A 25,233-nucleotide genomic window follows, 5' to 3' on the forward strand; every position below is an offset into this window, starting at 1 on the left:
TTTCGAAACTCGAACCCCTCAGCAGGAGGAGCTATGAGTTTGTCAGGTAAGAAAATCGCCATCTTGGTGGAAAATCTCTATCAGGAATTAGAGGTCTGGTATCCTTTGCTGCGCTTTAAGGAGGAAGGGGCCGCGGTAGTGGTGGTCGGTTCCGGCAGCGCCAAAGAACATACCAGCAAATTCGGCTATCCGGTGACCGTTGATAAGATCGCCGATGAGGTCAAGGCCGCTGATTTTGACGCCATCATCATTCCGGGCGGCTATGCCCCGGATATTATGCGCCGTTATCCGGCCATGGTCGGGCTGGTCAAGGACATGGCTAAGCAGGGTAAAGTAGTGGCGGCTATCTGCCATGGGGGGTGGATGTTGGCCAGCGCCGAAGTCGTCCAGGGGAAAACCGTAACCGCCTTTTTTGCCATCAAAGACGATCTGGTGCATGCCGGGGCCAATTTCATTGACGCCGAAGTGGCCGTGGACGGCAAACTCATCACCTCCCGCAAACCCGAGGATCTGCCTGCCTTTTGCCGGGCGATTGTCACCGCTCTAAGGGGCTAATACCAAGTTGCGATCAAAGAGCTAAAATGCCCCTCACCCTCGCCCTTCCCCCCGCCAGCGGGGGAGAGGGGATAAAGGATAAAATTACTCATTTGAAAGCCAATCGGTATAAGGCTCCAGTAAGTTTATAAAAAATCTGGTATTTTTATTAATCGTAGTATTTAACAGGTTGATTTGAGGGGCGGGCCGGGGGACCGCCGCCCCCCGCCCTGACCTCCAGCTCCCCCCTTTTAAGGGTTTGGGAGAGGAGAATCCAGGGGATTTCCCTTATCTTATGGTCGGGGCAATTTATCCAGGTGGGCCTCGAGTTCGGTAGCCGTATGCACCGGTTCCAGGCAGCTGAACCCGTGGCAGACAAAGGCCGTGGGTTTATCGTCAATGGTTTCATATTCTCGCACCGCGGCTACCAGGCCGGCCAGGGCTTCACAATTGTGCGGACTTTTGACCACCAGGCGGCGATAGGGAAGATAGCGGCGGTAGAGCGCGGCCAGCATCTCGGTCAGAGCGGTATCTGCCGGGTCGCCTACCAAGGTCAGAGCCAGAGTCGGGGCCAAATAGGCCTCCTGGGCTGACAGAAGGTATGCCAGGGCCCGGGGATTGTTAGTGATCAGCCCCTGAAACCGGGAAAGGGTTTCTCGGGCCCGTTCCTGATAGAGACAATTTTCGGTAAGCCAAAACAGGCGAATGAGATTGTGCACCGCTACCGAGTTTCCAGAAGGCAAGGCCTGGTCAAAAAAGTTTTTGGGACGGGCAATCAATTGTTCATGCTCGTGGGCGGTATACAGGTATAATTTCTGCCGGGCATCATAAAAACGTTCTTCCATCAGACCGGTTAATAAGATTGCCGGTAATAACCAGCCCGGCTCGAAGTCGGTTTCAAATAGATCCAGCAGTCCGGCCACCAGGCAGGCATAGTCATCCAAAAAGCCCAAAGGGCTGGCCTGCCCTTGGGCCCAGATACGCTTCAAGTGGCCTTCCTGTAAGAGATTATCCAGGATGAAACGGGCACTTTTACTTGCCGCCCGGTAATAACGGTCCTCTCCCAGGACCTGGCTGCCGTAGGCCAGGGCCGCAATCATCAACCCATTCCAGGCAGTGATGATCTGCTCATCCCGGTGGGGTCGGACCCGGTTCTCCCGGACGGCCAACAGTTTTTTCCGACATTGCCCCAAAACATCCATGAGTTCTTCTTCTGACATTGAGAAGCGCCGGGCGAGGTCGCTGCTGGATAAGGGCTGGTGCAAGACGCTGGCGCCATGCTCAAAGTTTCCGGCCGTGGTTACCCCGTAGGCTGCGGTCACCAACTCGGCATAGTCAGGGCCGACCGCCTCCTTTATCTGCTCCGGAGTCCAGACAAAAAACTTGCCCTCTACGCCTTCGCTGTCGGCATCTTGGGCGGCATAAAATCCACCCTCGGGAGCAGTCATTTCGGCCAGCACATAATCCAGGGTCTCCCGGGCAATCTGGGCGAACCAGGGGTCGCTGGTGATCTGGAAGGCCTCGAGATAACGCCGGGCCAGCAGGGCATTGTCATACAACATTTTTTCAAAATGGGGGATCAGCCATACCCCGTCAACGGTGTAACGATGAAATCCTCCCCGGAGCTGATCATAAATGCCGCCGCGGGCCATCCGGGTCAGGGTGAGGGTCAGTTTATCCCGAACCTCGTGGTCGGCGGTGCGATAATAATAGCGCGCCATAAAGTCCAAATCCAGAGAGGGAGGGAATTTGGGGGCCGAACCGAACCCGCCGTTTTGCATGTCAAAATCCTGGATCATTTTCTGATAGGCGAGATCCAAGACTTCAATCTTCGGTTCCTGGGTGGCTTCGGGAATCTCTCCCAGGATATTGATCTTCTGACTCAAACTCTGAGCCGCAATATTAATATCTGGCTTTTTGCGGTGATAGGCTTCGCTCAGGGCCTTGAGCAGCCAGGGAAACCCGGGCAAGCCGGCTCGGTCCTCGGGAGGGAAATAGGTGCCGCCGTAAAAAGGTTTGAGATCTGGGGTTAAAAACACCGTTAGGGGCCAACCGCCGCGCCCGGTTAGGAGATGGACGGCGTTCATGTAAACTTCATCCAGGTCTGGGCGTTCTTCCCGATCTACCTTAATGTTCACGAAGTGCTCGTTCATGATCTGGGCAATTTGGGGGTTTTCGAAACACTCGTGGGCCATGACATGGCACCAGTGGCAGGTGGAGTAGCCGATACTGAGTAGAATGGGGCGGTCCTCCTGCCGGGCCCGTTCCAGCGCTTCGGGTCCCCAGGGATACCAATCTACCGGGTTATAGGCATGCTGCTTGAGATATGGACTACTTTCATGGATTAGCCGATTGGGTGCCCTGTCTTGATCCATGTGGTTTTCCCCGCGGCAAGTTTAGCTTGAAAAATCCTGGTGAAGCTCACATGTACAAATAGATTAACCCATTGAGAGCAAAAAGGCACGCAAAAATGCCCCAGAGTTAATCACCTAGCCACTTTCTACCTTGCTGCCGTTTAAACCCAGCGTCCAGGGCGTTATAATCACCGTCTTTATAACCAAACCAGCATGAATATTTTTTATATCATAAAAATAGTAATGGCGGAGAAAAAGTCAACCGCTGGGTAAGGGGAAGATAGTCAAACCAACGCCTTGCTGAGTTGCCGCCCCATAACTCCTCTCCCGATGAGATCAGTTGGGGAGCAGATTGTAATCCATTGGGATTCTTTATATTTTTATTTCTGGGTCTTAAAGGCGGGTCAAAGCCTGGAATTCGGCGCGATCGGTGAGCGCCAGTATTTGACGCAGACGGGAAGCCAGCTGCTGGGGATGGTCAAACTGCAATTCCAACCTGAAGGTGTTGCCCTCAAACGCCGGGGGGGCAGGAGCCGCAGGTCGGATTGCTGGTATAGCCCCAAGGACTTGAGGTAAGCATCAAAATTTTGCTGGGTAATGCTGAATCGGGGGAAACACCACTGCCGCAACTGCTGCCGCACGCAACTGATCTTTTGAGGAGGTCGGAGACTGGGATCAGCCATGATGCCCCTGATCAGGGGCCGGGAGAGGATGGTCTGGGGACTGATCCCCTCCCGGCGGCTAAGGGTGGTGAGGTTCTCAACGATTTCCACCTGTTTGCTGTAACTTAAGGGTGAGAGGGACAGAAAAGGTAACAGGGCCAGGCGGTCTGAGGCGGGCCACTGACTCAGGCTGGCGGCCACCTCCAGCCCCAACCGGTCCTGGGCGGCCAATTCTCGGAAGGGCTCCCCCAGGGCGGCCAGTTGCCGATAACGTTCCAGGTACTTGGGGGAAGGGGGCACATTTAACAGTGGAAAGAATTCCCGGATTTCGGAGTTCTGATCCCAGTAAAGGAGCAATCGGCGGATCATTTCGGCCCGCTCCACCATATTGAATCCCCGCCCCCAGGCGTGGTCGTGCAGCGCTGCCAGCAAAACCGCAGCGGTAGAAGCGGTCTCCGGCCAGACCCAGGCCGAGAACTGCTTACAGCCCAGGCAATCTAGAGCCAGCAGGCGCTTGTAACCACAGACCACCTGCCAGCGGCCATCGGCCCGCCGACGCAGTAGTGGAGGGGAGAGTAACCCCCACCTGGCGGATGGAGTCCACCAGGGGGTTTAGCTCAAACCCGTAGCTGACTACAAAGGTGTGATCAGCGAGATCGACACCGGCCAGCTTCACTACCCGAGGCACGGGCGCCAGGGTGGGAAAGTCAGCCATGCTAAGGACTCGAAGCCCTGGTATTTCTCAACTTGTTAACCATTATCACTGGCCCTGATACTGGTTAGTATAGTAGGGCTGGTGAGCTTGCCCGCTCTGCCGTAGCATTGAATCTTCCGCGGCCCGGCGGCTGATCTCGGTGACCGCTCCACCCAGGGCCGCCCCGCCTAAACCGCCGATCATAGCCCCGCGCCAGCGATTGTTGCTGTCAATCAGGGCCCCGGTGCCTGCACCCAGTGCTCCCCCGACTGCCGCCCCCTGATAAGTATAGGGGTTTTGTCCGGCACAGCCGGCCAGGAATACACCTAATAATACAACTAAGGCCACTCTTTTTATCCAGCTCATGGTTAGCTTACCTCCATTAATAAAGCTCCCTAGACCACCATTGAATTTTCGGTTACCTTTTACTTCTATTAACTTCTTCCCGGAAGAAATCCGGCGGCTGCTTGATGAATTTTTTATTTTTTGGCTAACATGATCAAGATAATCAAGCAACCGGAATGCCAAACCGATCATAGCTATCTTTTCCTAATATCTCAAATAGTTATATTTCACCCCATCCACAGGTCCGGGAAAATCTTCTCAGATTGATAAAGAGACTTCAATGCCAGAGGTTGCAGGATATATTTTGAGAAACCAAAGGCAGACAAGTTTTGGGGAATGGGGTAAAGGTCCAAATACCCCTTAACCATGGTGGCAAGCCTGGTCCGGCGTAGGGTCAAAAAATCTAGCCGGCTAAGGGTGGAATGCTGTATATTATAGTTATATTAATAAGTTAACTTTTGAACACAACTGCGTCTAATACCAAGTTGCGATCAAAGAGCTAAAATGCCCCCTCACCCTCGCCCTCTCCCCCGCTGGCAGGGGAGAGGGGATAAGGTTTGAAAGCTAATCGGTATAAACAGGTTGAACAGGAGGACACTGATATACAGGGTTGGGCTTGGCCGCCTGCAGCCCAAGGCTGTTCCCGGCGGCCATAAGAGTCTGGGTGGAAATCCCAGGCCTGACGGCCAGGGGTTAATCTTTAAGTGGCGATCACCAATAAAATGGCGTCCTTGCCAACCGAAGCGCCGGGTTCATAATTGATGGCCTTGACCGTGCCGCTGGCTGGGGAAGGCAGATTATTCTGCATTTTCATGGCTTCCAGGATACAGATAGGGTCGCCTACCTTGACCTGGTCGCCGACGTTGACACTATAACTGATCACCATGCCGGGCATCGGGGAGCGCAGGGGCACCTCCCCTGGAGCCACTTCCGCTGCCGGGGCTGGTTTAGCCGGAGCCGCGGCCGGGGCTGGTTTCAGGGGCGCGGCCGTCGGCTGGGGCGCAGCCGCGGCGGGGCGTGCAGCGGCCATGGGGGTAGCCGCAGTAATCACCGGCGCTCCCGAAGTACACTCCACCTCCACCTCAAAATATTCGCCATCGACAAAAACATTGAAGGTCCGCAGACTCTCGCCTTTTTCCGGGGCCGGGCGGTCCAGGCGTTCGAGGTAGTCTTTAACTTTCTGGAAGAGGTTTTTCTGCTTGATTTTATTGATAACTTCATCTTCCAGTTTAATATGTTCCATGGTAATGGGCTTGACGTCCTCGGGGATTTCTTCCAGACCATACTTCCACTTCAAGAATCGTAATCCGGTGGTCGGGTAGAGGGCATAAATCAGGACGTCACCGATATTTTTGGCCAGACCCTTGGTGGCCTCCCGCGCCTTTTCCAACTCTGGTTCCAGGACATCGGCAGCCCGGCAGGTAATCGGCTCCTCGCCCCGCTCGTAGCCCTTAAGGATCAGCCTTTGGACTTCCGGGTCCATGGGGGCCGGGGTCTTGCCATAAAGACCATAAGCCATATCCTTGACCTGGCCGGAAATCATTTTGTAGCGCCCGAAGAGCACGTTCTGCACGGCCTGGATGCCAACGATCTGGCTGGTGGGGGTGACCAGGGGCGGATACCCCAATTCCTTCCGGGTCTGGGGCAAATCATGCATCACCTCCAGAATCCGGTCAAGGGCATCGGCCTGCTTGAGCTGCGAGACTAAATTGGAATACATGCCCCCCGGAATCTGGTGCAAGAGCACCCCGGTGTCAATCACCGCCATCTTGCTGGTGTCCAGGAAATCCCGATATTTGGGGGCAACCTTCTCCAAATCCTGGACCAACTCGATCAGAGTGGCCAAATCCAGCGGCGATTCCCGGTCAGTTTTTTCAACTGATACCAGAATCGGCTCGATAGCTGGCTGGGAGGTCCGCAGGCCAAAGGGCGAAAGACAGGTATCGATGATATCCACTCCAGCTTCAATCGCCTTGAGATAAGCCATGGAGGCCTGGCCGCTGGTATAGTGGGTATGCAGTTCGATGGGAATGTTGATAGTTTCCTTCAGGGTCTTGATCAGATCGTAGGCATCATAAGGGGAAATCATCCCGGCCATATCCTTGACACAGAAGGAATCTGCCCCCATGTCGACGGCGCGTTTGGCAAAATCAACATAATATTCCTTGGTGTAGACTTCCCCGCCCATGCGGCGCTGGGTCAGCGAGTAGCAGACCGCGGCCTGAATATGGACATCCATACCGGCTTTTTTACAATCCTGGATGGCCTTGAAGGAGGTCTCAAAATTGCGCATGTCGTTCAAGGCGTCGAAGACCCGGAAGATGTTGATGCCGCACTCGGCGGCGTATTTCACAAAGGGCTCCACGACATCGTCAGGGTAATGCCGGTAGCCCACCAGATTCTGGCCCCGCAACAGCATCATGAAGGGGGTCTTCTTGATATATTTTTTTAGAGTGCGGATACGTTCCCAGGGATCTTCTGCCAGGAACCGGTGGGTGACATCAAAGGTGGCGCCTCCCCAGACCTCCATGGACCAGAAGCCCATGTTATCCATGCGTTCCGCCATGTCCAGCATGTCTTCGGTCCGCATGCGGGTGGCTAGGGAGGATTGATGACCATCCCGAAAGGTGGTATCGGTAAATTTTATGGGATTTTTACCTGCCATGTCTAGTCTCCTAAAATTATGTCAAAAATTTTGGGCCCTGCTGGGCTCATGGCCTATTTCAGACTGCGACGCTGGATCAGCACCCGCAATTGCATGGCCATCTGACGGCCGGCCAGGCCCCAGAGATTGTGGATGACGGCGGGGACCCTTACCTCGGGCTCCGGGGGAGCCGCGGCCTGGGCCATTAAGACAACTTCATCATCCTGAATATAGGCCTGAACGGCAGCGGTAATCGCGGCCAGTACCTTGTCTTGGCGAGCCATGTTAACCTCTTTTGCTACATGGGAATATTGCCGTGTTTTTTTGGCGGCAAATTCTCTTTTTTAGTACACAGGATTTCCAGAGTCTCGATCAGCCGGGGCCGGGTTTCCCGAGGCAGGATAACCTGATCAATATAGCCGCGCGAGGCAGCGATATAGGGATTGTAGAGCAATTCCCGGTACAGCTCAATCTTTTCCTGGCGTTTGGCTTCAGGATCTTCAGCCCCCTGAATTTCGCGGCGGAAAATAATATTGGCCGCACCCTCGGCGCCCATGACGGCGATTTCGGCGGTGGGCCAGGCAATGGCCATGTCCGCGCCCAGGTCGCGGGAGCACATGGCCAGATAGGAGCCGCCATAGTCCTTCCGGGTTATCAGAGTAATCTTGGGGACGGTAGCTTCCGAATAACACCAGAGCAGCTTGGCCCCGTGGCGGATGATGCCGCTCCATTCCTGGTCGCTGCCGGGCAGATAGCCGGGCACATCGGCGATGGTCAGCAGCGGGATATTGAAGGCATCACAGAAGCGGATGAAACGGGTCGCCTTGTCGGAGGCGTTGACATCCAGGCAACCGGCCAGCACCAGCGGTTGATTGGCGATGATGCCGATGGGCCGGCCATTAAGGCGGGCAAAACCCACTACCATATTCTGCGCATACAGCTCGTGAGGCTCAAAAAAATCGCCATCATCCACTATGGAGCGGATAACGTCTTTCATGTCATAGCTGGCCCGAGGGTTGTCCGGGATAATCGAATCCAGGGCCGGGTCCTGGCGGCTTACCGGGTCACTGCAGGGTTGGACCGGAGGATCCTCCATATTGTTGTTGGGCAAGAAGCTGAGTAGTCGCTTGATCTGATTGATGGCGTCCTCATCAGAATCGGCGGCAAAATGGGCCACCCCACTTTTAACGTTATGGGACATCGCCCCGCCCAGCTCCTCGAAGCTGATCTCTTCCCCGGTCACACTTTTGATGACATCCGGCCCGGTGATGAACATGTAGCTGGTATTTTTGACCATGAAGACAAAATCGGTCATGGCCGGCGAATAGACCGCCCCTCCGGCGCAGGGGCCCATAATTCCGGAAATCTGCGGGATGACTCCGGAGGCGACAGCATTGCGATAGAAAATCTGCCCGTAGGCGGCCAGGGAGTCCACCCCTTCCTGGATGCGCGCCCCGCCGGAGTCGTTGAACCCGACAAAGGGAACCCCGGCTTTGAGGGCCAGGTCCATGACCTTGCAAATCTTGCGGGAATGCATCTCGCCCAGGGTCCCGGCCCGAGAAGTAAAATCCTGAGCAAAGACAAAGACCGGACGGCCGTTGACCTGACCGAAACCGGTGATCACCCCATCGGCCGGGATTTTCATTTTATCCATTCCAAAATGGATACAGCGGTGTTCCACCATCATATCCAGCTCTCGAAAAGTACCGGGATCAAAGAATAGATCGAGGCGTTCCCGGGCGGTCAGCTTACCGGTCTGGTGCTGCTTCTCTACCGCCTTGGGCCCCCCCATGGCCTTGATCTCGGCCTCTTTAGCCTGGAGTTCGGCGATCCGCTCAGCCACGGCTTTCATAATTAAAACTCCTTTCCGGTTAGGCGGTCTAAGGCAGAGAGGAAACACCCCATCGGCCCCGCGCCTTTCTCTTAATCTAGATCAACTCTAAACCAATGCTGGATAGAGTTGTTTAGTGCTATGATCGGGTTATTAACAATCCAGGCTGCGCACCTGTTCTTAGCCAATCGCAAAGAATTTTAATTAATTCAGATTTTATACTAGATTGTCAAATTAATTTAAACTCAGAAAATCATCTCTGGAAAGAAATATTTTAGCTGCCGCCAGGTCTAGATTGAAAATCTGTCCTAAGGAGTGGTACAATGCCCGGCAAATGGTTATTGGATTAAATAGCCGGGCCCGGTTTCCGAGCAAGCCAATCAAAGGTTGGGGGACCAGATGGAAAACCAGGATTTTGTCCATCGCACCGAGGTGCGAGTCCGTTTCGGGGATACCGATCCTTACGGCATCGTTTACTTTGTCAGTTATTTTCGCTACTGCCACCGCGCCATCGAAGAATACCTGAGGGCCCTGGGACTTAAACCGGAAGAGACCTTCCGCAATGTCCCGGAGGGCTTTGGCCTGCCCATTGTCGAGGCCCAATGTCGATTCCTGCGTCCGGCCCGTTACGGCGATCTGCTCATTGTCGCCACTCGTATCCAGGAACTGCGACCCCGGGCAATTATCTTCGGTTTTGAGTTCTTCCCGGCCTCCGGAGAGGAACTGCTGGCCCGGGGAACGGCTAATCTGGTTGCCATCAACCGGCAGTGGCAGGCGATTGAGCTGCCAGACCGGATCAGGCAAAGCCTTACTCAGGCTTCTCCGGCATCAGGCCATCCTTAATTCGCTTGTCCCTCGATGGTGGGGCAATCCAGGCCTTGATCGTAAAAAGGTTGACCCTAAAGTCTTTTCCTGTTAAATTAACCTGAAACATTAAGGAGCCGGAGTCTGTGATGGCTAAGATCGCAGATTATTTCACTCAAAGCGACCGCAAGAAGTTATTTTTTGACTACCTTAAGTTGTTAGGGATTTTGGAGATCGTGATCTTTATCGTGGTGGCCTTATGGGCCACTGATGATAAGTATCACCGGGTTTATACCCCTTTCCCCTGGCGGGAGTATCTCTTTGTCGCCTTTGCCTTCCCGGTGATTATCACCTTTCTGATGGGGGTCATTATCACCGGATTCAATTATTTTATGGGCGCGGAACCAGAACCTACCACGGCAGTGTCAGCCGAAGTCGAAGGTGATGACCGTCTGTCCAACCTGATTGGGCAGATGCGCCGCTTACCTTACCTGGGTCTGTTGTTCCTGCTTTTGGTGACCATCCTGGCCCTCTACAATATGAATCACATCATGGTGTGGATTGCCTCGCTGGGAGAAAAAACCTTTATATTTCTGACCTATGTACTGGCCGGCCTCGGAGGTTTGGCGGCGCTCTACATGATCTTCTTTATGATCTTCAAGTACAAACTCAATAAAAAGCATATGGAATATCAGTATTATTCCGAAATCTCGGATAAATTTGGATTGATTATCCTGGATGATCGCACCGTCATCCACAAGGATGGCAAACTGCTGATTCTGGGTCGGAAATGGCGGCGAGCCCGTCAGGTCGGCAAACTGCCCTCCGACCTGAACCTGGTCCAGCCCCAAGGCGGGGCGGACGAGCGTCTCCCGGTTCCCAAGCCCTGAACTACCCGGTCCCTTGTCTGTCACACCCGCTACGGGGTTTTTTTATGCAATTATGTGCCCTCCGGCCTCATCTCCCATTAGCTTTGGTCTGGTTGCCGCCCTGAAGTGTGAAGTCCGGCCTTTTTTGCGGCGGGCGGCAAGTGTCCGGCGGCTAACTGGACTTCCGGCCGCCTGGCGCTTTCAATTGGGAGAATGGTCTGGAATCGCGGCGGTATCAGGTATGGGGGCTGACAAGGCCCGCGCCACCGCTCGTCGCCTGATCGAGATTTATTCCCCCCGTCTGTTAATTTCCCTGGGATACGGGGGGGCGGTGAAACCTGACTTGGCCCCGGGGACCGTAGTACTGGGGCAGGAATATCGGCATTATGATCCTGGCGGACCGACCCTGACCCCGTTGTGCCCGCTCTGGGCCGGTCCGTCCATCCAGGAGTTGGTAACCCATCTGCAGGCGGCTGGCCTCCCGGCCGCGGCCGCAGTCCTGGTTACCACTCCCCGGGTCATTGTCAAACACCGGGAAGGGGCGCCGCTGCTGTTTCTGTCTAACCCCGTCCTCGACCTGGAGACGGCCGCGGTGGCGGCCCTGGCCCAGGCCTCCGAAATTCCGTTTTTGGGGCTGCGAACCATTACCGATACCGGGGGAGAGGAGATTCCCGATTTTATCATGGCCTGGACTTTGACAGTGGGCGTACCATATTGGCGGCTGGTCTGGCGCTTGGTCTTGAGCAAACCGACGCATTGGCCTTACCTGACCAGGATGTGGCATCGCTCCCGGTGGGCCAGCCATCATCTGGCCCTGGCCCTGACTACGCTCCTGCCTGATCTGGGTCCGGCGGTTTAACCAACGCGGTCGGATCATTGCCAGTTTTAGGATATTAATGGCGGTTAAGCAGATTTACGGCCAATAAGGTAACAAACGGTAGGTAAATAAAGCAGCCCACCAGGCCCAATAAAGTTTCCCCGATATAAAAGGTGATAACCAGATTAAAGGCTAAGATGGCAAAGTACAGGCCCGGTCCCAGCCATTCCCGACCAGGGAAGTCGATTTTGCCCCAATTCATCAGGGGCATCCCATCCGGCAGGCGGGTTACCCGCTGCAAAACTCCGATCAGGACAAATCCCATGACCAGCCAACCGAGGAAATTGCTCAGAGTAATGCCGAAATAGAGGCCAGGCTCAGGATAACCGTAGATTTGCCCCAAAAACCACCGATACCCCCGCAGTGCCAACGGATCAATAACTATATCCAGGGTCATGAATAACACGCTGGCCAGAACCAAAGTCCGGCCGGAGCCGCTCCGCGCCTTATCTCCCCCCAGGTAAAAGCCGCCAGGGCGGGAACGCCCCGGGTTCAGAGCCAGGAGTGCCAGAGTGTAGCTGGCATAAGACAGAAACACATAGGACAGGGAGTCCATGAACGGTACTCCCAGCACCCAGAGTTCCTGCCCCCGGGTGGCTTCAATATAGATATAACGGCCATAAGGCAAGCCGGTGTGGATGGAAGAAAGTTCTGAACTCCAGGCCAGCAGATAGCCCACTAGCAGATAGATCAAGGCCCGTCCCAATCCCAGATGCCAGGTGGCTAACAGGAGGTAGACGGCCAGGAAAATAAACACATATGGCCGTAAAGCCAGGGTCCCCCACAGCAGTCCCCAAAAACCCGCCATCACCGATGACCTCCTGAGATCAATCCCATAGCAGAATCAGTCCCCAACGTCAATGGAGGGCTGGGCTGCCAGATTACCCTTTGGCAAAAAAATCACTATCATGCCCCTGTTGACAGGGTGCATAAAAATTGTCAAGCTTAAGAAGCAATACACCTCTAGGTAAATGGAGGCAAGGCTTGAGAGTTATTCTGGCCCAGACCGCGGGCTTCTGCATGGGGGTGAAGCGGGCCATGGAGATGGTCCTCAATGCCATCGATCGCAAACCATGCAAGATTTACACCTATGGGCCGCTGATCCATAATCCCCAGGTATTGGAACTGCTGGAGGAGCGGGGCATTTCTATCCTGAAACCACACCAGACCGTATCTCAGGGGCTGGTAGTGATTCGGGCTCACGGTATCCCCCCCCAGGAGCGGGAAGAACTGCAAAAGGCCGGCTGTCAGATTATTGATGCCACCTGTCCAAGGGTGGCCAGGGTGCAGGCCATTATCCGGCGATGGGCCAAAAAGGGCTATGCCACCATTATTGTCGGAGATCAGGATCATCCCGAGGTCTTGGGCCTCAAAGGCCACACCCAGGGCCGCGGTTATATAGTCTCTACCGCCGCAGATGTGGCCCAACTACCGGAGCTGGACCAAGTCATCGTGGTCGCCCAGACCACTCAGAGTCATGCCCTTTTTGATCAACGGGTAGAGGAAATCAAGGCCCGTTTCCCTCAGGCCCAGATCTATAATACCATCTGTGACGCGACCGCCAACCGTCAGGCCGAAGCGCAAAAGCTGGCTCAAGAAGTGGAGGCCATCGTGGTGGTGGGTGGCCGGGCCAGTGGCAATACCCAACGATTGGTAGAAGTTTCCCAGGCTACCGGGGTCCCTACTTATCACATCGAAACCGAGAGTGAATTGGACCTGAAGGAGATGAGCCGCTACCAGACCGTGGGAGTGACGGCGGGGGCCTCCACCCCCCACTGGCTGATCAGCAATGTGGTCACCACCCTGAAACATGCCTGGGCCTTCCGACAAGGATCGGTGGGCCAACTGCTGTTCCGGGGCTGGCGGTTTCTGCTCAAATCCAACCTCTATGTCGCCCTGGGGGCTGGATCACTTAGTTATACCTCTTCCTTGCTTCAGGATGTGGAGCCCCTGTTTAAATATTTTTTTGTGGCCTTCTTCTATATTTACGCCATGCATATCCTGAATCACTTCACCGACGAAGCCAGCAAACTCAATGACCCGGTACAGACCATGTTCTATGGCCGCCACCGCCAGTTTCTGTTGACCACCGGCGCGGCCTCGGCGGTCATTGCCCTGATTATCGGTCTGCTTTTAGGAGTGGTGGCCTTTTTGTTCATTTCCCTCATGACCATCCTGGGGATAATCTACAATCTGAAAATCTTCCCGGTGGGCCGCGCTGCAGTGTTCCGCATGGCCCGGCTCAAGGAAATCCCCGGCTCCAAGACCATCTTCACCGCCGTCGCCTGGGGGGTCCTGGCCGCCCTGATTCCGGTGGTCAGCTCGGGGCGGGGCTTTACTCTGGCCACCGTTTTTGCCTTTCTGTTGGTGGCCGGGCTGATCTTTATCCGCTCCGGCCTGTTTGAAATCCTGGCCCTGGAAGGCGATCGGGTGGTGGGCAAGGAGACCCTGGCCATTGCCCTGGGCAAGGAGAAGACATTGGGGTTGCTCTATATCCTGGCCCTGGGCCTGCTGTTAACGCTATATTTCGCCACCGCCGCCAAGCTTCTCCCCTCCCTGGGTTATGCCCTGCTCATCTGTGTGTTTTACGCTCTGGCCTATCTCACCCTGTACCGCCAGGGCTATGGGGAGAATACGTTGCTTCTGGAAAGCCTGGTGGAGGGCAATATGGTCCTGGCCGGGTTGATTGCCTTTTTGTGGGATCCGTATTACGGGCCGTTTTAAGTTTCCGGTTTCGGGTTTTTGGTTGGCAATGAAGGGGGCGGATGCCCATTACCCATTACCTTTCTGAAAAAGCCCATCCGGCGTTCATGTTTATTCGCTCAGGAGCCGATTAGGTAACATTGATAACCGGTTAGGCCCCAGGCTAAAAATCCAAAACTTTTTATAAATTTTTGTTGACAAAAATTGGGCTTTGCCCTATAGTGGATTACAGTCTGTAAATTGCTAAGACAAATTAGGGACATAGGGGGAAAGGAGGTGTATAAAAAGGCTAGTATTTAAAAGAAGTTGCCGACATTTTGTCTTTAAGGAGATCCTTACAAGGGGAAAAGGGTAAACATCTCATTTAACTTAAGGGGGGAATGATGAAGAAAAAACTGATTATCACCTTAGCCTTGCTGTCCCTGGTGCTGGTGCCCCTGGCGGCCCAGGCCGTGGAATTATTTAAGCTCGGCGGTTACGTCAAGATGGAGATGGTCTGGGACTCCACCGACGTCGATAAGAACCTGTTAAGATTTCCAAATATTAACCGCAATAACACCCTTGTCAATCACCATGGTCGGCTGAAATTCACCGCTCAAAATACCCGGATGAATTTCCTGATGAAGGGGCCGGAAGTATTCGGCGCCAAGACTACCGGTTTCATCGAGTGGGACTTTGAGGCCAACGGTGATAACCGCCACAACGAAATGCTGCGCATCCGGCATGCCATGTTCCGCCTCAACTGGCCGGAGACCGAATTGATGCTGGGGAAATACTGGTCCATGCTCACCGAGGAAATCCCCGAAACCTTGAACTTCGGAGCCTGCACCTCCGCCGGCGCTCCCTTCTTGCGGACCCCGCAGATCCGCTTAACTCAGAAATTCCTGGGTGACTGGACTGCAGCCGTAGCCATCGCTGAACCAGTGGATGGCCGCTGGAATGGTGATGAGCCCGCAAGGAATGGTAATACCGGTGAATCTTCCGAAACCCCGCAGGTTAATGCCAAAATCAAATACTCCAAGGACCTCTGGGGTAAAGCCGCGTACTGGGGTAAGCCACGGCCTTTCTCAGCCCGCGTGGCCTTCAGCTGGCAGCGCAACCGGTATAATGGAAACTGGGCCTTTGCTGGACGAACCTGGGGTCAGAACAATTATGCTGCTGTGGCTGGCCGCCAGCGGGATCAGCAATACCTGGATAAATGGTTGGTGGAAGGCAGTCTGTTCATCCCCATTATTCCGACCTATACCAAAAACCTGGCTGGCACCCTCTCCCTGCTGACCCAGTGGTGGTGGGGCGCTGGAATGGATATGTGGCTGGAAGATAGTAACCGTACTTCCACCTATATGGTCTTCCAGGGATTCAACCCAGCCACCGGCACTTTTGATTATGACCGTGAGGCGCAGCGCCGCTGGGGTGGCTTCGCCCAGTTGACTTACTATTTCACCAACCAGTGGTTTGTCAATGCGGTGTACGGCATCAACCGGGCCTATGGCATCTCGAACGAAACGGATCCCAATGCTCCGGGCGGTTACAAGTTCGCTACGGTGGTGGGGAATGCTGACCCGGTCAAGACAAACCAGCATTACTATCTGGCCCTGTACTATCGACCGGTTCAGGCCCTCAAGTTCGGGCTGGAATACACCTATGTGCGCACCGACTATTATCAAATTACCACGGTGCAAAGTGAGAGAAGTGACTGGGGTGACAACCACCGGTTGATGTTCGGCGGGTTCTTCTTCTTCTAAAACATAAAGCAGTTGACTTACTTAAGCCCACAGGATAATATGCCTGTGGGCTTTTTTATGCCCGGATCACGTTAATGGGAGTTTATATATGAATCAAGGCTATATCAGACTTTTGAGCCTGTTGATCATATTGGGGCTGACCTTATGTTTGGCTGGTTGTGCCAAGGTGAAAAAATGGGCCGGTTTTCCCGAAGAAGACGTCCCCCCGGAATCGATCGAGGAAGAGGTGGTAATCGACGGCAAGACCTATGTCAAGAGTCGCAACCCCTATTATCTGACCTACCCGGATCAGCCTGAATATATCTATGCCGAAAAAGGCACCGAATTCTATGGCATGCAGGATTACCTGGTCAAGGCCCTGGCCAAAGAGGTGGCCAAGGAAAAGAAAAAGGCGGGGGCGGCGGTGCCGCCCGATAAGCTCCAGGAGCTGGTCCGCCAGGAAGTCGAACGGGTATTACGTGAACAGGGTCTGGGGGGCATGGTCTATGCCTCCCGGGTGGCTGGCGTCACCAGCGCCTATCCGGGCCGGGCGGTGGCGGTGATCCCGGCTCTCTCTGAGACTCCCAGCGGCTACGCCGGGCTGAATCGCACCCTGGCAGTGAGTCTGGCGACCTCCCTAAAAAAACAGCAAGAACTGCTGGTGGTGGAGGACAGCCAGGTCAAAGAGGCCATAGGCAAAGTCACTCCGGTGGGCAAGTTAGCCACTCGCCGAAACATCCGGGCCCTGGGGGATGCCCTGGGGGTCCAGGGGATTGTCATCACCCGGATTGTTCCGCCCGAAAAAGGCACCTCCGGGTTTATGGTGCTGGAACTGTATGACACCTTTTTGGGCAACAAGGTCAAATCCATCGTCGAACCGGCCGGCGACGCGGGTTTGAATATGGATACCGTTACCCGCTTTGCCCAGCGGGATGCCTATCTGATGGCGGGGGAACTGCGGACCCAGGATTGGTTCGGACGGGTGGAATTTATCCAGGATGACAAGGTCTACCTGAATCTGGGCCTGAATACCGGGCTCAAGGTGGGTGATCGCCTCAAGGTAGTCGAGCCTGGCAAGGAGATCACCAACCCGGTTACCCATGCCAGCCTGGGTTTCACTGCCGATACCCCTCTGGGGGAATTGAGGGTGGCGGAGATTATTGGCAATAATGCCGCCGCGGCCACTATTGTCAGCGGCGGCCCGTTTAAGCCTAATGATAAGGTCAAAGCGGAGTAAAAGAAGGTTTTCTGTCACCCTCGCCCTCTCCCCCGCCGGCGGGGGAGAGGGGATAAAGGATAAAATTACTCATTTGAAAGCTAATCGTTATAAAACATTATATGGCTGGAGCCTTTAACTGGAAGGAATAGACTTTGGGAACCCAATGTAGTCCCAAGCGCTGATGTTAAAGGGTTGCGTCTGCGTCATGCATTTCAGGACGCATTGAGCTGATTTGGATGGAATAGGTGGACTAAAATTGATATGACGGGTAATAAGGGAATGGGATTCCCGCCCCCTGCCGCCACCCAGGCTATCAAGGCTGATTTTAGGAGCTATCGCACTATGAGCACGCTGCAAGGGGCATGACGGCTCACTTTCTCGGGGGAAGTGCCCAGGAACTTGGCCCAGACGCCGGAAAGCCCGCTGTGTCCCCCCCAGGATAAGGTCTTACTGACCTTCGGTAGCTACCTGCACGATCGTTTGGGCAGGATGGCCAAGACGAAGGATGCTCTCCAGTTCCAGCCCCGCCTCCTGAGCCTGAACCTGGGCGTTACTAAGAATCTCGCCATATTGGCGGACGGCGAATTTCTTTTCCTTAACCTTTGATGGTGCCACTGAAGCGGAGGAGTCACTCCCATACCGCCGGGGCGCAAAGTTTCGCCTGGTGTCACCGGGCCAGATCAATCCCCAATGCCAAGGCCCGTTTTGCCCCTTCGGAGCCGTCATAAGCCAACAGGATTTTCTTTAACGTATAGACCTCCGTGACATTGGTTGACATTTGCCTGGAGAAGCCGCGGCAGAATCATGGTTAACGAGGAGACAGACAAACTTCCCGGGCCATGAGTAGAAACAGGGGGATGGACAGTAGTTGGGTGATTATGGAAAAGGCGATAAGCATGGTCAGGGAGACTTCATAGAGAACCCCCATCAAGGCGCTGCCCAAAAACCAGAAAAGACCGAAGCCGGTATGGAAGATGCCGAAGGCGGTGGCTCGGCGGGAGGCCGGGGCCAAATCAGCCAGGGCCGCTTTCAGGATGGACTCCAGTGCTCCCATGCCGATGCCCCAGAGAACCATTCCCCCCAAGGCCACCCAAAAACCTCCGAGAAACACCAGGGGAGCAAAAAGGGCGGACACCACCGGGGAGGCCACTAATACCAACATTCCCAGGCGGTCAAAAAGCCTTCCCAGGAGGAGGGCCGCCACCGCATCCACACCCATGGCTATGGCGTAAAACAGGGGAATCCATGCGGCCGGGATGGTGCTGGTGTGGTGGAAATGGTAGGCGATGAGCGGGAAATCAGCATAGCCGGCGCCGATCAAGGCCACCGCGGTAACATAAAGCCAGAAAGGCCGTCCCCAACCCGTGGTTTCCAGTTGCGGGGCGCTTATCTCCAGTTGGCGGGGCTGGGGATAACGCCGGGCCGCGAGGGCCAACACCAACAGGGCCAGAACCGCTGGCCCCAGGAGGGCGGCAAAGGCAGGACGGTAATCACTGGACAGGTAAAACACCCCGGCTACCAGAAGGGGGCCAGCGACCGCGCCAATCTGGTCCATGGCTTCGTGAAAGCCGAACCCGAAGCCTCGACCTACATGGGTGGCGGCGTGGGACAGCATAGCATCTCGGGGCGGGGTGCGGATAGCCTTGCCCAGGCGTTCCAAAAGCAAAAGTACGGCCGCCGCTTCCCAACGCCAGGCCAGGGCCAGGAGCGGCACGGCCAACAGGTTCACCCCATAGCCAAGAATAGTCAGGGACCAATATTTGCCGGTGCGGTCGGCCAGATAGCCCGAGGCCAGGCGCAGGGCGTAGCCGATGAATTCCCCCAGCCCGGCCACCACTCCAACCACGATGGCACCGGCCTGGAGGGTGCCCAGAAAGGGACCGCTGATGCTGCGCGCCCCTTCGTAGGTCAGGTCGCTGAAGAGACTGATGACCCCGATGAAGATAATAAACTGAAAGGCCCTCCTCTCATTCTCGCCTATAAACAGTCCATTCAGCAAGCCTTTCAGGAAGTATCCGACGCCTGGTGGGGGTGCGGATGCTGAAGGAAGTGCGCCTCTTCGGAGAACCGCTATAGACAGTTATGCAATATGCTTATCACCAGGGGCTCGCATAGCGATAAAAAATTGCTGATTGGCAAAGATCTTCCATTGACTCTGGCCACTATAATGATAAAAATTTGATTATTAATTAATTTTTTGGAATCATCAAACTGAAAAACGTTGCATAGGAGGTTATTCTGTGAAACCCAGAAAAATTTATGATAGGGTTTACTGGATGGGAGCCATTGATTGGGACCGACGTTTATTTGACGCCCTCATTTCTTTGCCGGATGGTACCAGTTATAATGCTTTTTTAATCCAAGGAACCGAAAAGACGGCGTTGCTAGATACTGTTGATCCCAGCATGGCGGAAGTGTTGCGGGAGCAATTGGCCGGGATTGACAAAATTGATTATGTGATCGCCCATCATGCCGAACAGGACCACTCTGGTTCTATCCCCCTGGTTCTAGAAATATTTCCGAACGCCAAAGTCGTTACCAATCCTAAGTGTAAAGGGATGCTTGTAGATCTGTTGCAGATCGCCGAAGACCGGTTTATCACTATTCAGGACGGCGAAACCCTGAACCTGGGAGATAAGACCCTCAGGTTTATCTATACTCCCTGGGTGCACTGGCCGGAAACTCTGGTTACCTACCTGGAAGAGGATAACATTCTGTTTTCTTGTGACTTTTTTGGCTCGCATCTGGCTACCAGTGACTTATATGCAGATGAGGGACGCATTTACCGCTCCGCCAAGCGATATTTTGCAGAAATCATGATGCCCTTCCGGACGGTGATCAACAATAACCTGGAAAAACTGAAAAATTATGATATTGCCTTGATAGCTCCCAGTCATGGGCCGCTTTATCAACGACCGGAGTTTATCGTCGACGCCTACCGGGACTGGGTTGCCTCTGATCCCCATAACCTGGTGGTGCTGCCCCATGTCAGTATGCACGGTAGTACTGCCAGGATGGTGGAGCACCTAATCGGTGCTCTGATTGAACTAGGGGTCCGAGTAGAGCCTTTTAATTTGGTAGTCGCCGATCTGGGGGAATTGGCCATGGCCCTGGTGGATGCCGCCACCGTGGTCATCGGCACCCCAACCGTGTTAGTGGGTCCCCACCCGCTGGCGGTTTATGCCACGGTGCTGGCCAATGCCTTGCGTCCCAAAGTAAAGTTCGCGTCCATTATTGGTTCCTTCGGCTGGGGCAGTAAGGCGGTGGAGACTCTCACCGGTCTGATGCCCAATCTCAAGGTCGATATCCTGGAGCCAGTGATCTGTAAAGGATTGCCTAAAGAGGTAGATTATCAGGCGCTGGATAAGCTTGCCGCGACTATCGCTGCCAAACACCGGGAGCACAATTTCGTCTAGCCCTGACTAACGCCTATTTAGTTTAAGGTTTAGTGGTAAAAAATACTATTTGATATTTACAACTAAATAAAATCTGATAGATTAAATTTTGGTAGTTAAGAACGTGGGCGCTGAAATCCGGGCTGTTTAAGTCCCGCTAAAGCAAAAATCCGACGCAAAGGAGGAGATGATGGCGGAAGCACAAGATCAATGTGTGACTCCAGCCCGCGGCCCGATCGGGGTTCCGGAAGCTCAGGAATGCCCAATTACCCAGACTAAACCCAAGGAGGAGGTGACCAGGATGATAGCCCGAGTAGGTAAACCGGCACCGGACTTCGAAGCCCCGGCGTATGTGGATGGCGGCTTTAAAAACATCAAGCTTTCAGATTATCGAGGTAAATGGGTAGTGGTGTGCTTCTATCCGGGTGATTTTACCTTTGTCTGACCGACCGAACTGACGGCAGTTGCCGTCAAATTCCCGGACTTTAAGGCTCTGGGGGTAGAATTTTTGGCCATTAGTGTGGATAGTCGATTTTCTCACAAGATCTGGCAGGAAGAGGAACTCTCGAAAATGGTCCCCGGGGGGGTGCCTTTTCCGATGCTTTCCGATCCCGGCGGACGCATCGGCCAGCTCTATGGGGTCTACGACGAAGAAGCTGGAGTCAATATCCGCGGCCGCTTTATCATTGATCCTGACGGGGTGATTCAGGCTTCGGAGGTTTTAACTGCCCCGGTAGGTCGTAATCCCGAGGAGTTATTAAGACAGATTAAGGCTTATCAGCATAATCGGGAGACCGGTGAAGTCATGCCCTCTGGCTGGCAGCCAGGCAAGAAAACCCTGAAACCTTCTCCGGCCCTGGTCGGCAAGGTCTGTGAGGTCTGGAAGCCGGAAGAGTCCTTCTGACCGCATAGATCAATCAGATCCAGATGAAAGTCGGGTTGCCGCCTTGAACCGGGGGTGCCAGAAATTAACCATCCCCTCTGGCGGCGACCCGTTCGACGTTTATGGTCTAATAACCTGGAAATCCTTGATTCCAATACCTTAATGGGGGTTGGGAGGGGAGCTTGAGGGCGGGGGGCCAACGGTCCCCCGGCCCTCCCCCCGATTAATCTTTTAAATGCTTCGAGTAAGGGAAAAGATTCATTGGTAATGCCGAACAAGACCGATAATCCCTGGAGTCCCTATCTGGCCGGGGCTTTGGCGGGGTTGGTGCCGGCGGTTCCGGATATGTGGCAGCGGCGATTCGGTCCCCACCGCCTTCACCGGGGCCTAGTGGCCTTTATCGGCGGCTTCATTGCCATTTTGGGGGGCGCGGCTCACTAGGGGTTGCCCCAGCGGCCATGGCATCAGCGGGGTCATGCAATTGCCTGTAAGCGGCCTGATTTCCTTAGTGAGATTTTTCGCTGGCGGCCTGATCATGGCCCGCCTGGTCTACGCCAATAAGGAACCACGATGATTATCCTGCTTTATGGGTTGATTAATTGTAAAATTTATGTTGTCCACCGTGATGATCGCCATGGCCGGCCTGTATCTGCTGATGGACCTGGGAGTGGCAGCGCTTGCTCCCAAACCCACCATATTGGGAGCCAACCTGATAGGCGGGCTGATCTTTGGCCTGGGCTGGGGATTGCTGGGTTATTGTCCGGGGACCGCCGTCGGCGCCCTGGGCGAGGGGCGCTGGGATGCCTTCTGGGGCATCCTGGGGATGCTAGCCGGTGCCACAGTGTTCGCGGAAATCTATCCGGCTCTGAAATCGACGGTGTTAACCTGGGGTGACTACGGTAGAATAACTCTGCCCCAGGTCCTGGGCGTCAATCATTGGTTTATAATATTGGTATTCATTCTGGGAGGAATAGGGCTTTGCCGGTGGTTTGAAAACCAGGGGCTGTAGTTCCTCGCCGCAAGTTTTGCCCAGAGAGGGAAAAATTAGATGCTCTGGAAAATCGCCACCTTCAACGTCAACGGAATTCGGGCCCGGCTAGCCATTGTGGCTGACTGGCTTAAGCATCAGGAGCCGGACGTGCTGTGTTTACAGGAGACCAAATGCCAGGACCAGGATTTTCCGCACCAGGCCTTCCAGGCGGCTGGCTACCATAGTTATGCCCGGGGCGAAAAATCATTTAACGGGGTGGCCCTGATCTCCAAGGCGCCGCTGGTAGAAGTCTGGCTGGAGTTCGGCGACGGCCAGCCTGACACGGAAGCCCGGCTCATTGCCGGACAAGTGCAGGGGGTGTGGATCGTCAACACCTATATCCCTCAGGGCCGCCACCCCGATGACCCTGCCTTCACCGACAAACTGGGTTTTTTTGATCGCTTGCACGCCTGGTTCCAAAGCCGGTTTCAACCCGAGCAACCCTTGATCTGGACCGGCGACATGAATGTCGCTCCTGCCAGCTTAGATGTCTATGACCCGGAGCACCTGGACGGCGCAGTCGGCTTTCATCCGTTGGAGCGTCAGGCCCTGGCCGAGGTGGCGGCCTGGGGTTTTATCGATCTTTACCGGCATTTTCACCCTGCGGAAAAACAATTTACCTTTTGGGACTACCGCCTCCCCCAGAGCTTCCCGCGGAATTTAGGCTGGCGGCTGGACCATATCATGGTTACCGCGCCTTTAGTCCTTGTGGCTAAAGAGTGTGTGGTGGACATGGCGCCGCGCGGTCTGGCCAAACCCAGCGACCATACTCCGGTATGGGCTACATTCGATCTGGAGCAGCTGTAGCGATCCGGCTGATTCGAGCTAGTCTAAAAATTTAAAAAAAATTTTAGCAAATTGGCCCTATCTGCCTTGACGCCGTTGCCGGAGAATTTCAAACAGGAAGATAGCTCCAGCGGTAGCAGCATTGAGCGACCCCAGTTGCGGGGCCGCCATCGGGATGGCAAGGAGAAAATCGCATTCCCGGCGCACCCGCGGTCGGAGGCCCGAGCCTTCGCCGCCGATGACCAGGGCCAACGGCCCGGTCAGGTCCGCCTCATAGAGGCTTTGGGGGGACTGGGCTTCAGCTCCTATCACCCACAATCCCTTTTCTTTGCAGCGCTTGAGCACCTCGGTGAGGTTGGTGACCCGGCTCACCGGCAAATATTCCAAAGCCCCGGCCGCGGCCTTGGCGACCACCGGGGTAACTCCAACCGCACGATCTTTAGGGATGACCAGGGCCAAGGCCCCAGCGGCATGGGCGCTGCGTATAAGGTTGCCTAAGTTCATGGGATCCTGAAGGCAATCGGCGATTACCACCAGGGCCAGGTCAGGTGGAGTTCCAACCCGGTCCAGAAGTTCAGCCTCAGAAAGATAGCGGTAATCAGCCCGCCGGGCCATAATACCCTGGTGACGGCTGCTCTGACAGAGGCGGTCGAGCACGGTCCGCTCCTGGATGCGGAACCTGACCCCGTGTTGCCGGGCCAAATTACGGATTTCGCCAAGCCAGCGGCCACCCGCACCCTTGGCAACGATTACTTCTTCCATGATGTTGCCGCGCTGACGCAGGGCCTCTAATACAGGATGAACCCCATAAATAATTTCACTCATTACAATTTTCCCAAGCACTGGCCCCTGGCTGTGGGAGAGGCGCTATTTTCTGGTTCCCCAGATGATTTAGACAACCAGTATAACTGATAGTATAACTGAATCCTGCACCAATCCTTCTTGCTAACTTTGGCAGAAATGATTATAACAGGAATTAACCTATGGATGCGACTCTGGAACAGTTTTATCATTATCTCAGTGTGGAACGGGGTTTGGCCCCGCTTACCTTAGAGGCTTACAGTCAGGACCTGGAAGGCTTACGAAGCTTTCTGATGGACCGGGGCCGCTCTACCTGGGATACGGTTTCGGTGTCGGACCTGCAGAACTTCCTGGCCCATCTGGAGAGTCAGGGGGTCGGGCCCCGCAGTCGGGCCCGCAAGCTCAGTGCCATCCGGCAATTGTTCCGTTTTTTGCTGCGCGAAGGTCAGCTCCAAGTCAATCCGCTTGATTGGTTAGACTCCCCCCGCCTACCCCGGAATCTACCACGGGTGCTCAATCTGGAAGAGGTGGACCGCCTGTTGGCCGCACCTGATCCCCTGACACCTCTGGGGCAACGGGATGATACCATGCTGGAACTGCTGTATGCCACTGGCATCCGGGTGTCCGAGCTGGTGGGGTTAACCCTGAGGCAACTGGAGCTGCGCCGCGGGGTATTGCTGGTGCGCGGCAAGGGCCGCAAGGAACGGCTGGTACCCATGGTGGAGCAGGCCGTTAACAAATTGCAACTCTATCTGGCCCAAACCCGGCCAACCTTACTGAGGCAACAGGAAAGCCCCATGCTATTTCTCAACCGTGTGGGCCGGGGCCTGAGCCGGCAGGGTTTTTGGAAGATTCTCAAAGGTTATGCCCGCCAGGCCGGCTTACCTCCGGATCTGAGCCCTCATACCTTGCGGCATTCCTTTGCCACTCATCTGTTATGGCACGGGGCAGATCTGCGGGCCTTACAAATGATGTTAGGACATGCGGACATATCAAGCACGCAAATTTATACCCATTTACATGCAGCCCGCCTGCAAGAGATTCATCGGCAGGCGCATCCGCGGCCCTAACTCGGAGT

Annotated in this window: 24 protein-coding genes and 1 pseudogene; 14 read left to right on the forward strand and 11 right to left on the reverse strand. The window is 54.8% G+C overall.

The annotated features are described in order from the left end of the window. Window positions 1-33 precede the first annotated feature (33 nt). Window positions 34-555 (forward strand): type 1 glutamine amidotransferase, encoded by a 522-nt coding sequence (locus JRG72_06010; protein MBW2134775.1) that lies wholly within the window; start codon window positions 34-36, stop codon window positions 553-555. Window positions 556-827: 272 nt separating this feature from the next. On the opposite strand, the gene JRG72_06015 is transcribed toward JRG72_06010, so the two are convergent. The 7 genes from JRG72_06015 to JRG72_06045 all read right to left on the reverse strand — a co-directional run bounded on the left by JRG72_06015 (window position 828) and on the right by JRG72_06045 (window position 9,085). Beyond that, entirely contained in the window at window positions 828-2,909 is a 2,082-nt protein-coding gene (locus JRG72_06015) for a thioredoxin domain-containing protein (protein MBW2134776.1), read from the reverse strand. Between the two features lie 383 nt (window positions 2,910-3,292). After that, window positions 3,293-4,081, reverse strand: a complete 789-nt coding sequence (locus JRG72_06020; GenBank protein ID MBW2134777.1) for a hypothetical protein — start codon at window positions 4,079-4,081, stop codon at window positions 3,293-3,295. Beyond that, entirely contained in the window at window positions 4,032-4,265 is a 234-nt protein-coding gene (locus JRG72_06025; protein MBW2134778.1) for a hypothetical protein, read from the reverse strand. Before JRG72_06025 ends, JRG72_06020 begins: the two co-directional genes overlap by 50 nt. A gap of 45 nt (window positions 4,266-4,310) precedes the next feature. Then, entirely contained in the window at window positions 4,311-4,601 is a 291-nt protein-coding gene (locus tag JRG72_06030; GenBank protein ID MBW2134779.1) for a glycine zipper 2TM domain-containing protein, read from the reverse strand. 688 nt (window positions 4,602-5,289) lie between these two features. Beyond that, window positions 5,290-7,254 (reverse strand): pyruvate carboxylase subunit B, encoded by a 1,965-nt coding sequence (locus JRG72_06035; GenBank protein ID MBW2134780.1) that lies wholly within the window; start codon window positions 7,252-7,254, stop codon window positions 5,290-5,292. Window positions 7,255-7,307: 53 nt separating this feature from the next. Beyond that, on the reverse strand, window positions 7,308-7,517 hold the full coding sequence (locus tag JRG72_06040; GenBank protein MBW2134781.1) for a hypothetical protein: 210 nt from the start codon (window positions 7,515-7,517) through the stop codon (window positions 7,308-7,310). A gap of 14 nt (window positions 7,518-7,531) precedes the next feature. Beyond that, window positions 7,532-9,085 (reverse strand): methylmalonyl-CoA carboxyltransferase, encoded by a 1,554-nt coding sequence (locus tag JRG72_06045; protein MBW2134782.1) that lies wholly within the window; start codon window positions 9,083-9,085, stop codon window positions 7,532-7,534. Window positions 9,086-9,463: 378 nt separating this feature from the next. Between JRG72_06045 and JRG72_06050 the strand changes: the two genes are divergently transcribed. The 3 genes from JRG72_06050 to JRG72_06060 all read left to right on the forward strand — a co-directional run bounded on the left by JRG72_06050 (window position 9,464) and on the right by JRG72_06060 (window position 11,596). After that, entirely contained in the window at window positions 9,464-9,907 is a 444-nt protein-coding gene (locus JRG72_06050; GenBank protein MBW2134783.1) for an acyl-CoA thioesterase, read from the forward strand. A 110-nt stretch (window positions 9,908-10,017) separates the two neighbouring features. Continuing rightward, a complete protein-coding gene (locus JRG72_06055; GenBank protein MBW2134784.1) occupies window positions 10,018-10,758 on the forward strand; it encodes a hypothetical protein in 741 nt (246 codons plus the stop codon). Window positions 10,759-10,810: 52 nt separating this feature from the next. After that, window positions 10,811-11,596 (forward strand): hypothetical protein, encoded by a 786-nt coding sequence (locus JRG72_06060; protein ID MBW2134785.1) that lies wholly within the window; start codon window positions 10,811-10,813, stop codon window positions 11,594-11,596. A gap of 34 nt (window positions 11,597-11,630) precedes the next feature. Here JRG72_06060 and JRG72_06065 read toward each other — a convergent pair whose 3' ends face one another. Further along, window positions 11,631-12,422, reverse strand: coding sequence for a carotenoid biosynthesis protein (locus JRG72_06065; protein ID MBW2134786.1), 792 nt, complete (start codon window positions 12,420-12,422; stop codon window positions 11,631-11,633). A 176-nt stretch (window positions 12,423-12,598) separates the two neighbouring features. On the opposite strand from JRG72_06065, the gene ispH reads away from it, so the two are divergent. The 3 genes from ispH (at window position 12,599) to JRG72_06080 (ending at window position 17,278) form a co-directional block, all read left to right on the forward strand. Then, window positions 12,599-14,338: a 4-hydroxy-3-methylbut-2-enyl diphosphate reductase gene (ispH, locus tag JRG72_06070; protein ID MBW2134787.1), complete on the forward strand. Its 1,740-nt coding sequence runs from the start codon at window positions 12,599-12,601 to the stop codon at window positions 14,336-14,338. Window positions 14,339-14,700: 362 nt separating this feature from the next. After that, window positions 14,701-16,062, forward strand: coding sequence for a hypothetical protein (locus JRG72_06075; protein MBW2134788.1), 1,362 nt, complete (start codon window positions 14,701-14,703; stop codon window positions 16,060-16,062). Window positions 16,063-16,150: 88 nt separating this feature from the next. Then, complete coding sequence (locus JRG72_06080) at window positions 16,151-17,278, forward strand: hypothetical protein (protein MBW2134789.1); 1,128 nt, start codon at window positions 16,151-16,153, stop codon at window positions 17,276-17,278. A 429-nt stretch (window positions 17,279-17,707) separates the two neighbouring features. On the opposite strand, the gene JRG72_06085 is transcribed toward JRG72_06080, so the two are convergent. Beyond that, window positions 17,708-17,875, reverse strand: a complete 168-nt coding sequence (locus tag JRG72_06085; GenBank protein MBW2134790.1) for a hypothetical protein — start codon at window positions 17,873-17,875, stop codon at window positions 17,708-17,710. Between the two features lie 193 nt (window positions 17,876-18,068). Next, entirely contained in the window at window positions 18,069-19,247 is a 1,179-nt protein-coding gene (locus JRG72_06090; GenBank protein ID MBW2134791.1) for an MFS transporter, read from the reverse strand. Window positions 19,248-19,500: 253 nt separating this feature from the next. Here JRG72_06090 and JRG72_06095 point away from each other — a divergent pair, with 253 nt between their 5' ends. The 6 genes and pseudogenes from JRG72_06095 (at window position 19,501) to xth (ending at window position 23,375) form a co-directional block, all read left to right on the forward strand. Further along, window positions 19,501-20,676 carry an FprA family A-type flavoprotein gene (locus tag JRG72_06095; protein ID MBW2134792.1) on the forward strand — a complete coding sequence of 392 codons (1,176 nt, stop codon included), beginning with the start codon at window positions 19,501-19,503 and terminating at the stop codon, window positions 20,674-20,676. Between the two features lie 169 nt (window positions 20,677-20,845). Next, entirely contained in the window at window positions 20,846-21,100 is a 255-nt protein-coding gene (locus JRG72_06100) for a redoxin domain-containing protein (protein MBW2134793.1), read from the forward strand. A gap of 9 nt (window positions 21,101-21,109) precedes the next feature. After that, a complete protein-coding gene (locus JRG72_06105) occupies window positions 21,110-21,559 on the forward strand; it encodes a redoxin domain-containing protein (protein MBW2134794.1) in 450 nt (149 codons plus the stop codon). Window positions 21,560-21,805: 246 nt separating this feature from the next. Further along, window positions 21,806-22,112: pseudogene (locus tag JRG72_06110) on the forward strand (YeeE/YedE family protein). Window positions 22,113-22,148: 36 nt separating this feature from the next. After that, on the forward strand, window positions 22,149-22,547 hold the full coding sequence (locus JRG72_06115; GenBank protein MBW2134795.1) for a YeeE/YedE family protein: 399 nt from the start codon (window positions 22,149-22,151) through the stop codon (window positions 22,545-22,547). Window positions 22,548-22,586: 39 nt separating this feature from the next. Further along, window positions 22,587-23,375, forward strand: coding sequence for an exodeoxyribonuclease III (xth, locus tag JRG72_06120; GenBank protein ID MBW2134796.1), 789 nt, complete (start codon window positions 22,587-22,589; stop codon window positions 23,373-23,375). A gap of 57 nt (window positions 23,376-23,432) precedes the next feature. On the opposite strand, the gene rlmB is transcribed toward xth, so the two are convergent. Beyond that, window positions 23,433-24,179: a 23S rRNA (guanosine(2251)-2'-O)-methyltransferase RlmB gene (gene rlmB, locus JRG72_06125; GenBank protein MBW2134797.1), complete on the reverse strand. Its 747-nt coding sequence runs from the start codon at window positions 24,177-24,179 to the stop codon at window positions 23,433-23,435. A gap of 158 nt (window positions 24,180-24,337) precedes the next feature. On the opposite strand from rlmB, the gene xerD reads away from it, so the two are divergent. Then, window positions 24,338-25,225 (forward strand): site-specific tyrosine recombinase XerD, encoded by an 888-nt coding sequence (gene xerD, locus JRG72_06130; protein MBW2134798.1) that lies wholly within the window; start codon window positions 24,338-24,340, stop codon window positions 25,223-25,225. The last annotated feature ends 8 nt before the right edge of the window (window positions 25,226-25,233 follow it).

The organism is Deltaproteobacteria bacterium, from assembly GCA_019309545.1.
Classification (GTDB): domain Bacteria; phylum Desulfobacterota; class Desulfobaccia; order Desulfobaccales; family Desulfobaccaceae; genus Desulfobacca_B.

Excerpts from the sequence above, each read along its gene's own strand:
- JRG72_06115 (MBW2134795.1), top strand. The coding sequence starts at position 22,149 with ATGTTGTCCACCGTGATGATCGCCATGGCCGGCCTGTATCTGCTGATG.
- JRG72_06035 (MBW2134780.1), bottom strand. The coding sequence starts at position 7,254 with ATGGCAGGTAAAAATCCCATAAAATTTACCGATACCACCTTTCGGGAT.
- JRG72_06055 (MBW2134784.1), top strand. The coding sequence starts at position 10,018 with ATGGCTAAGATCGCAGATTATTTCACTCAAAGCGACCGCAAGAAGTTA.
- JRG72_06100 (MBW2134793.1), top strand. The coding sequence starts at position 20,846 with ATGGCGGAAGCACAAGATCAATGTGTGACTCCAGCCCGCGGCCCGATC.
- xerD (MBW2134798.1), top strand. The coding sequence starts at position 24,338 with ATGGATGCGACTCTGGAACAGTTTTATCATTATCTCAGTGTGGAACGG.
- rlmB (MBW2134797.1), bottom strand. The coding sequence starts at position 24,179 with ATGAGTGAAATTATTTATGGGGTTCATCCTGTATTAGAGGCCCTGCGT.
- JRG72_06075 (MBW2134788.1), top strand. The coding sequence starts at position 14,701 with ATGAAGAAAAAACTGATTATCACCTTAGCCTTGCTGTCCCTGGTGCTG.
- JRG72_06025 (MBW2134778.1), bottom strand. The coding sequence starts at position 4,265 with ATGGCTGACTTTCCCACCCTGGCGCCCGTGCCTCGGGTAGTGAAGCTG.
- JRG72_06060 (MBW2134785.1), top strand. The coding sequence starts at position 10,811 with ATGTGCCCTCCGGCCTCATCTCCCATTAGCTTTGGTCTGGTTGCCGCC.
- JRG72_06080 (MBW2134789.1), top strand. The coding sequence starts at position 16,151 with ATGAATCAAGGCTATATCAGACTTTTGAGCCTGTTGATCATATTGGGG.
- JRG72_06050 (MBW2134783.1), top strand. The coding sequence starts at position 9,464 with ATGGAAAACCAGGATTTTGTCCATCGCACCGAGGTGCGAGTCCGTTTC.
- JRG72_06040 (MBW2134781.1), bottom strand. The coding sequence starts at position 7,517 with ATGGCTCGCCAAGACAAGGTACTGGCCGCGATTACCGCTGCCGTTCAG.
- xth (MBW2134796.1), top strand. The coding sequence starts at position 22,587 with ATGCTCTGGAAAATCGCCACCTTCAACGTCAACGGAATTCGGGCCCGG.
- JRG72_06015 (MBW2134776.1), bottom strand. The coding sequence starts at position 2,909 with ATGGATCAAGACAGGGCACCCAATCGGCTAATCCATGAAAGTAGTCCA.
- JRG72_06010 (MBW2134775.1), top strand. The coding sequence starts at position 34 with ATGAGTTTGTCAGGTAAGAAAATCGCCATCTTGGTGGAAAATCTCTAT.
- JRG72_06045 (MBW2134782.1), bottom strand. The coding sequence starts at position 9,085 with ATGAAAGCCGTGGCTGAGCGGATCGCCGAACTCCAGGCTAAAGAGGCC.
- JRG72_06065 (MBW2134786.1), bottom strand. The coding sequence starts at position 12,422 with ATGGCGGGTTTTTGGGGACTGCTGTGGGGGACCCTGGCTTTACGGCCA.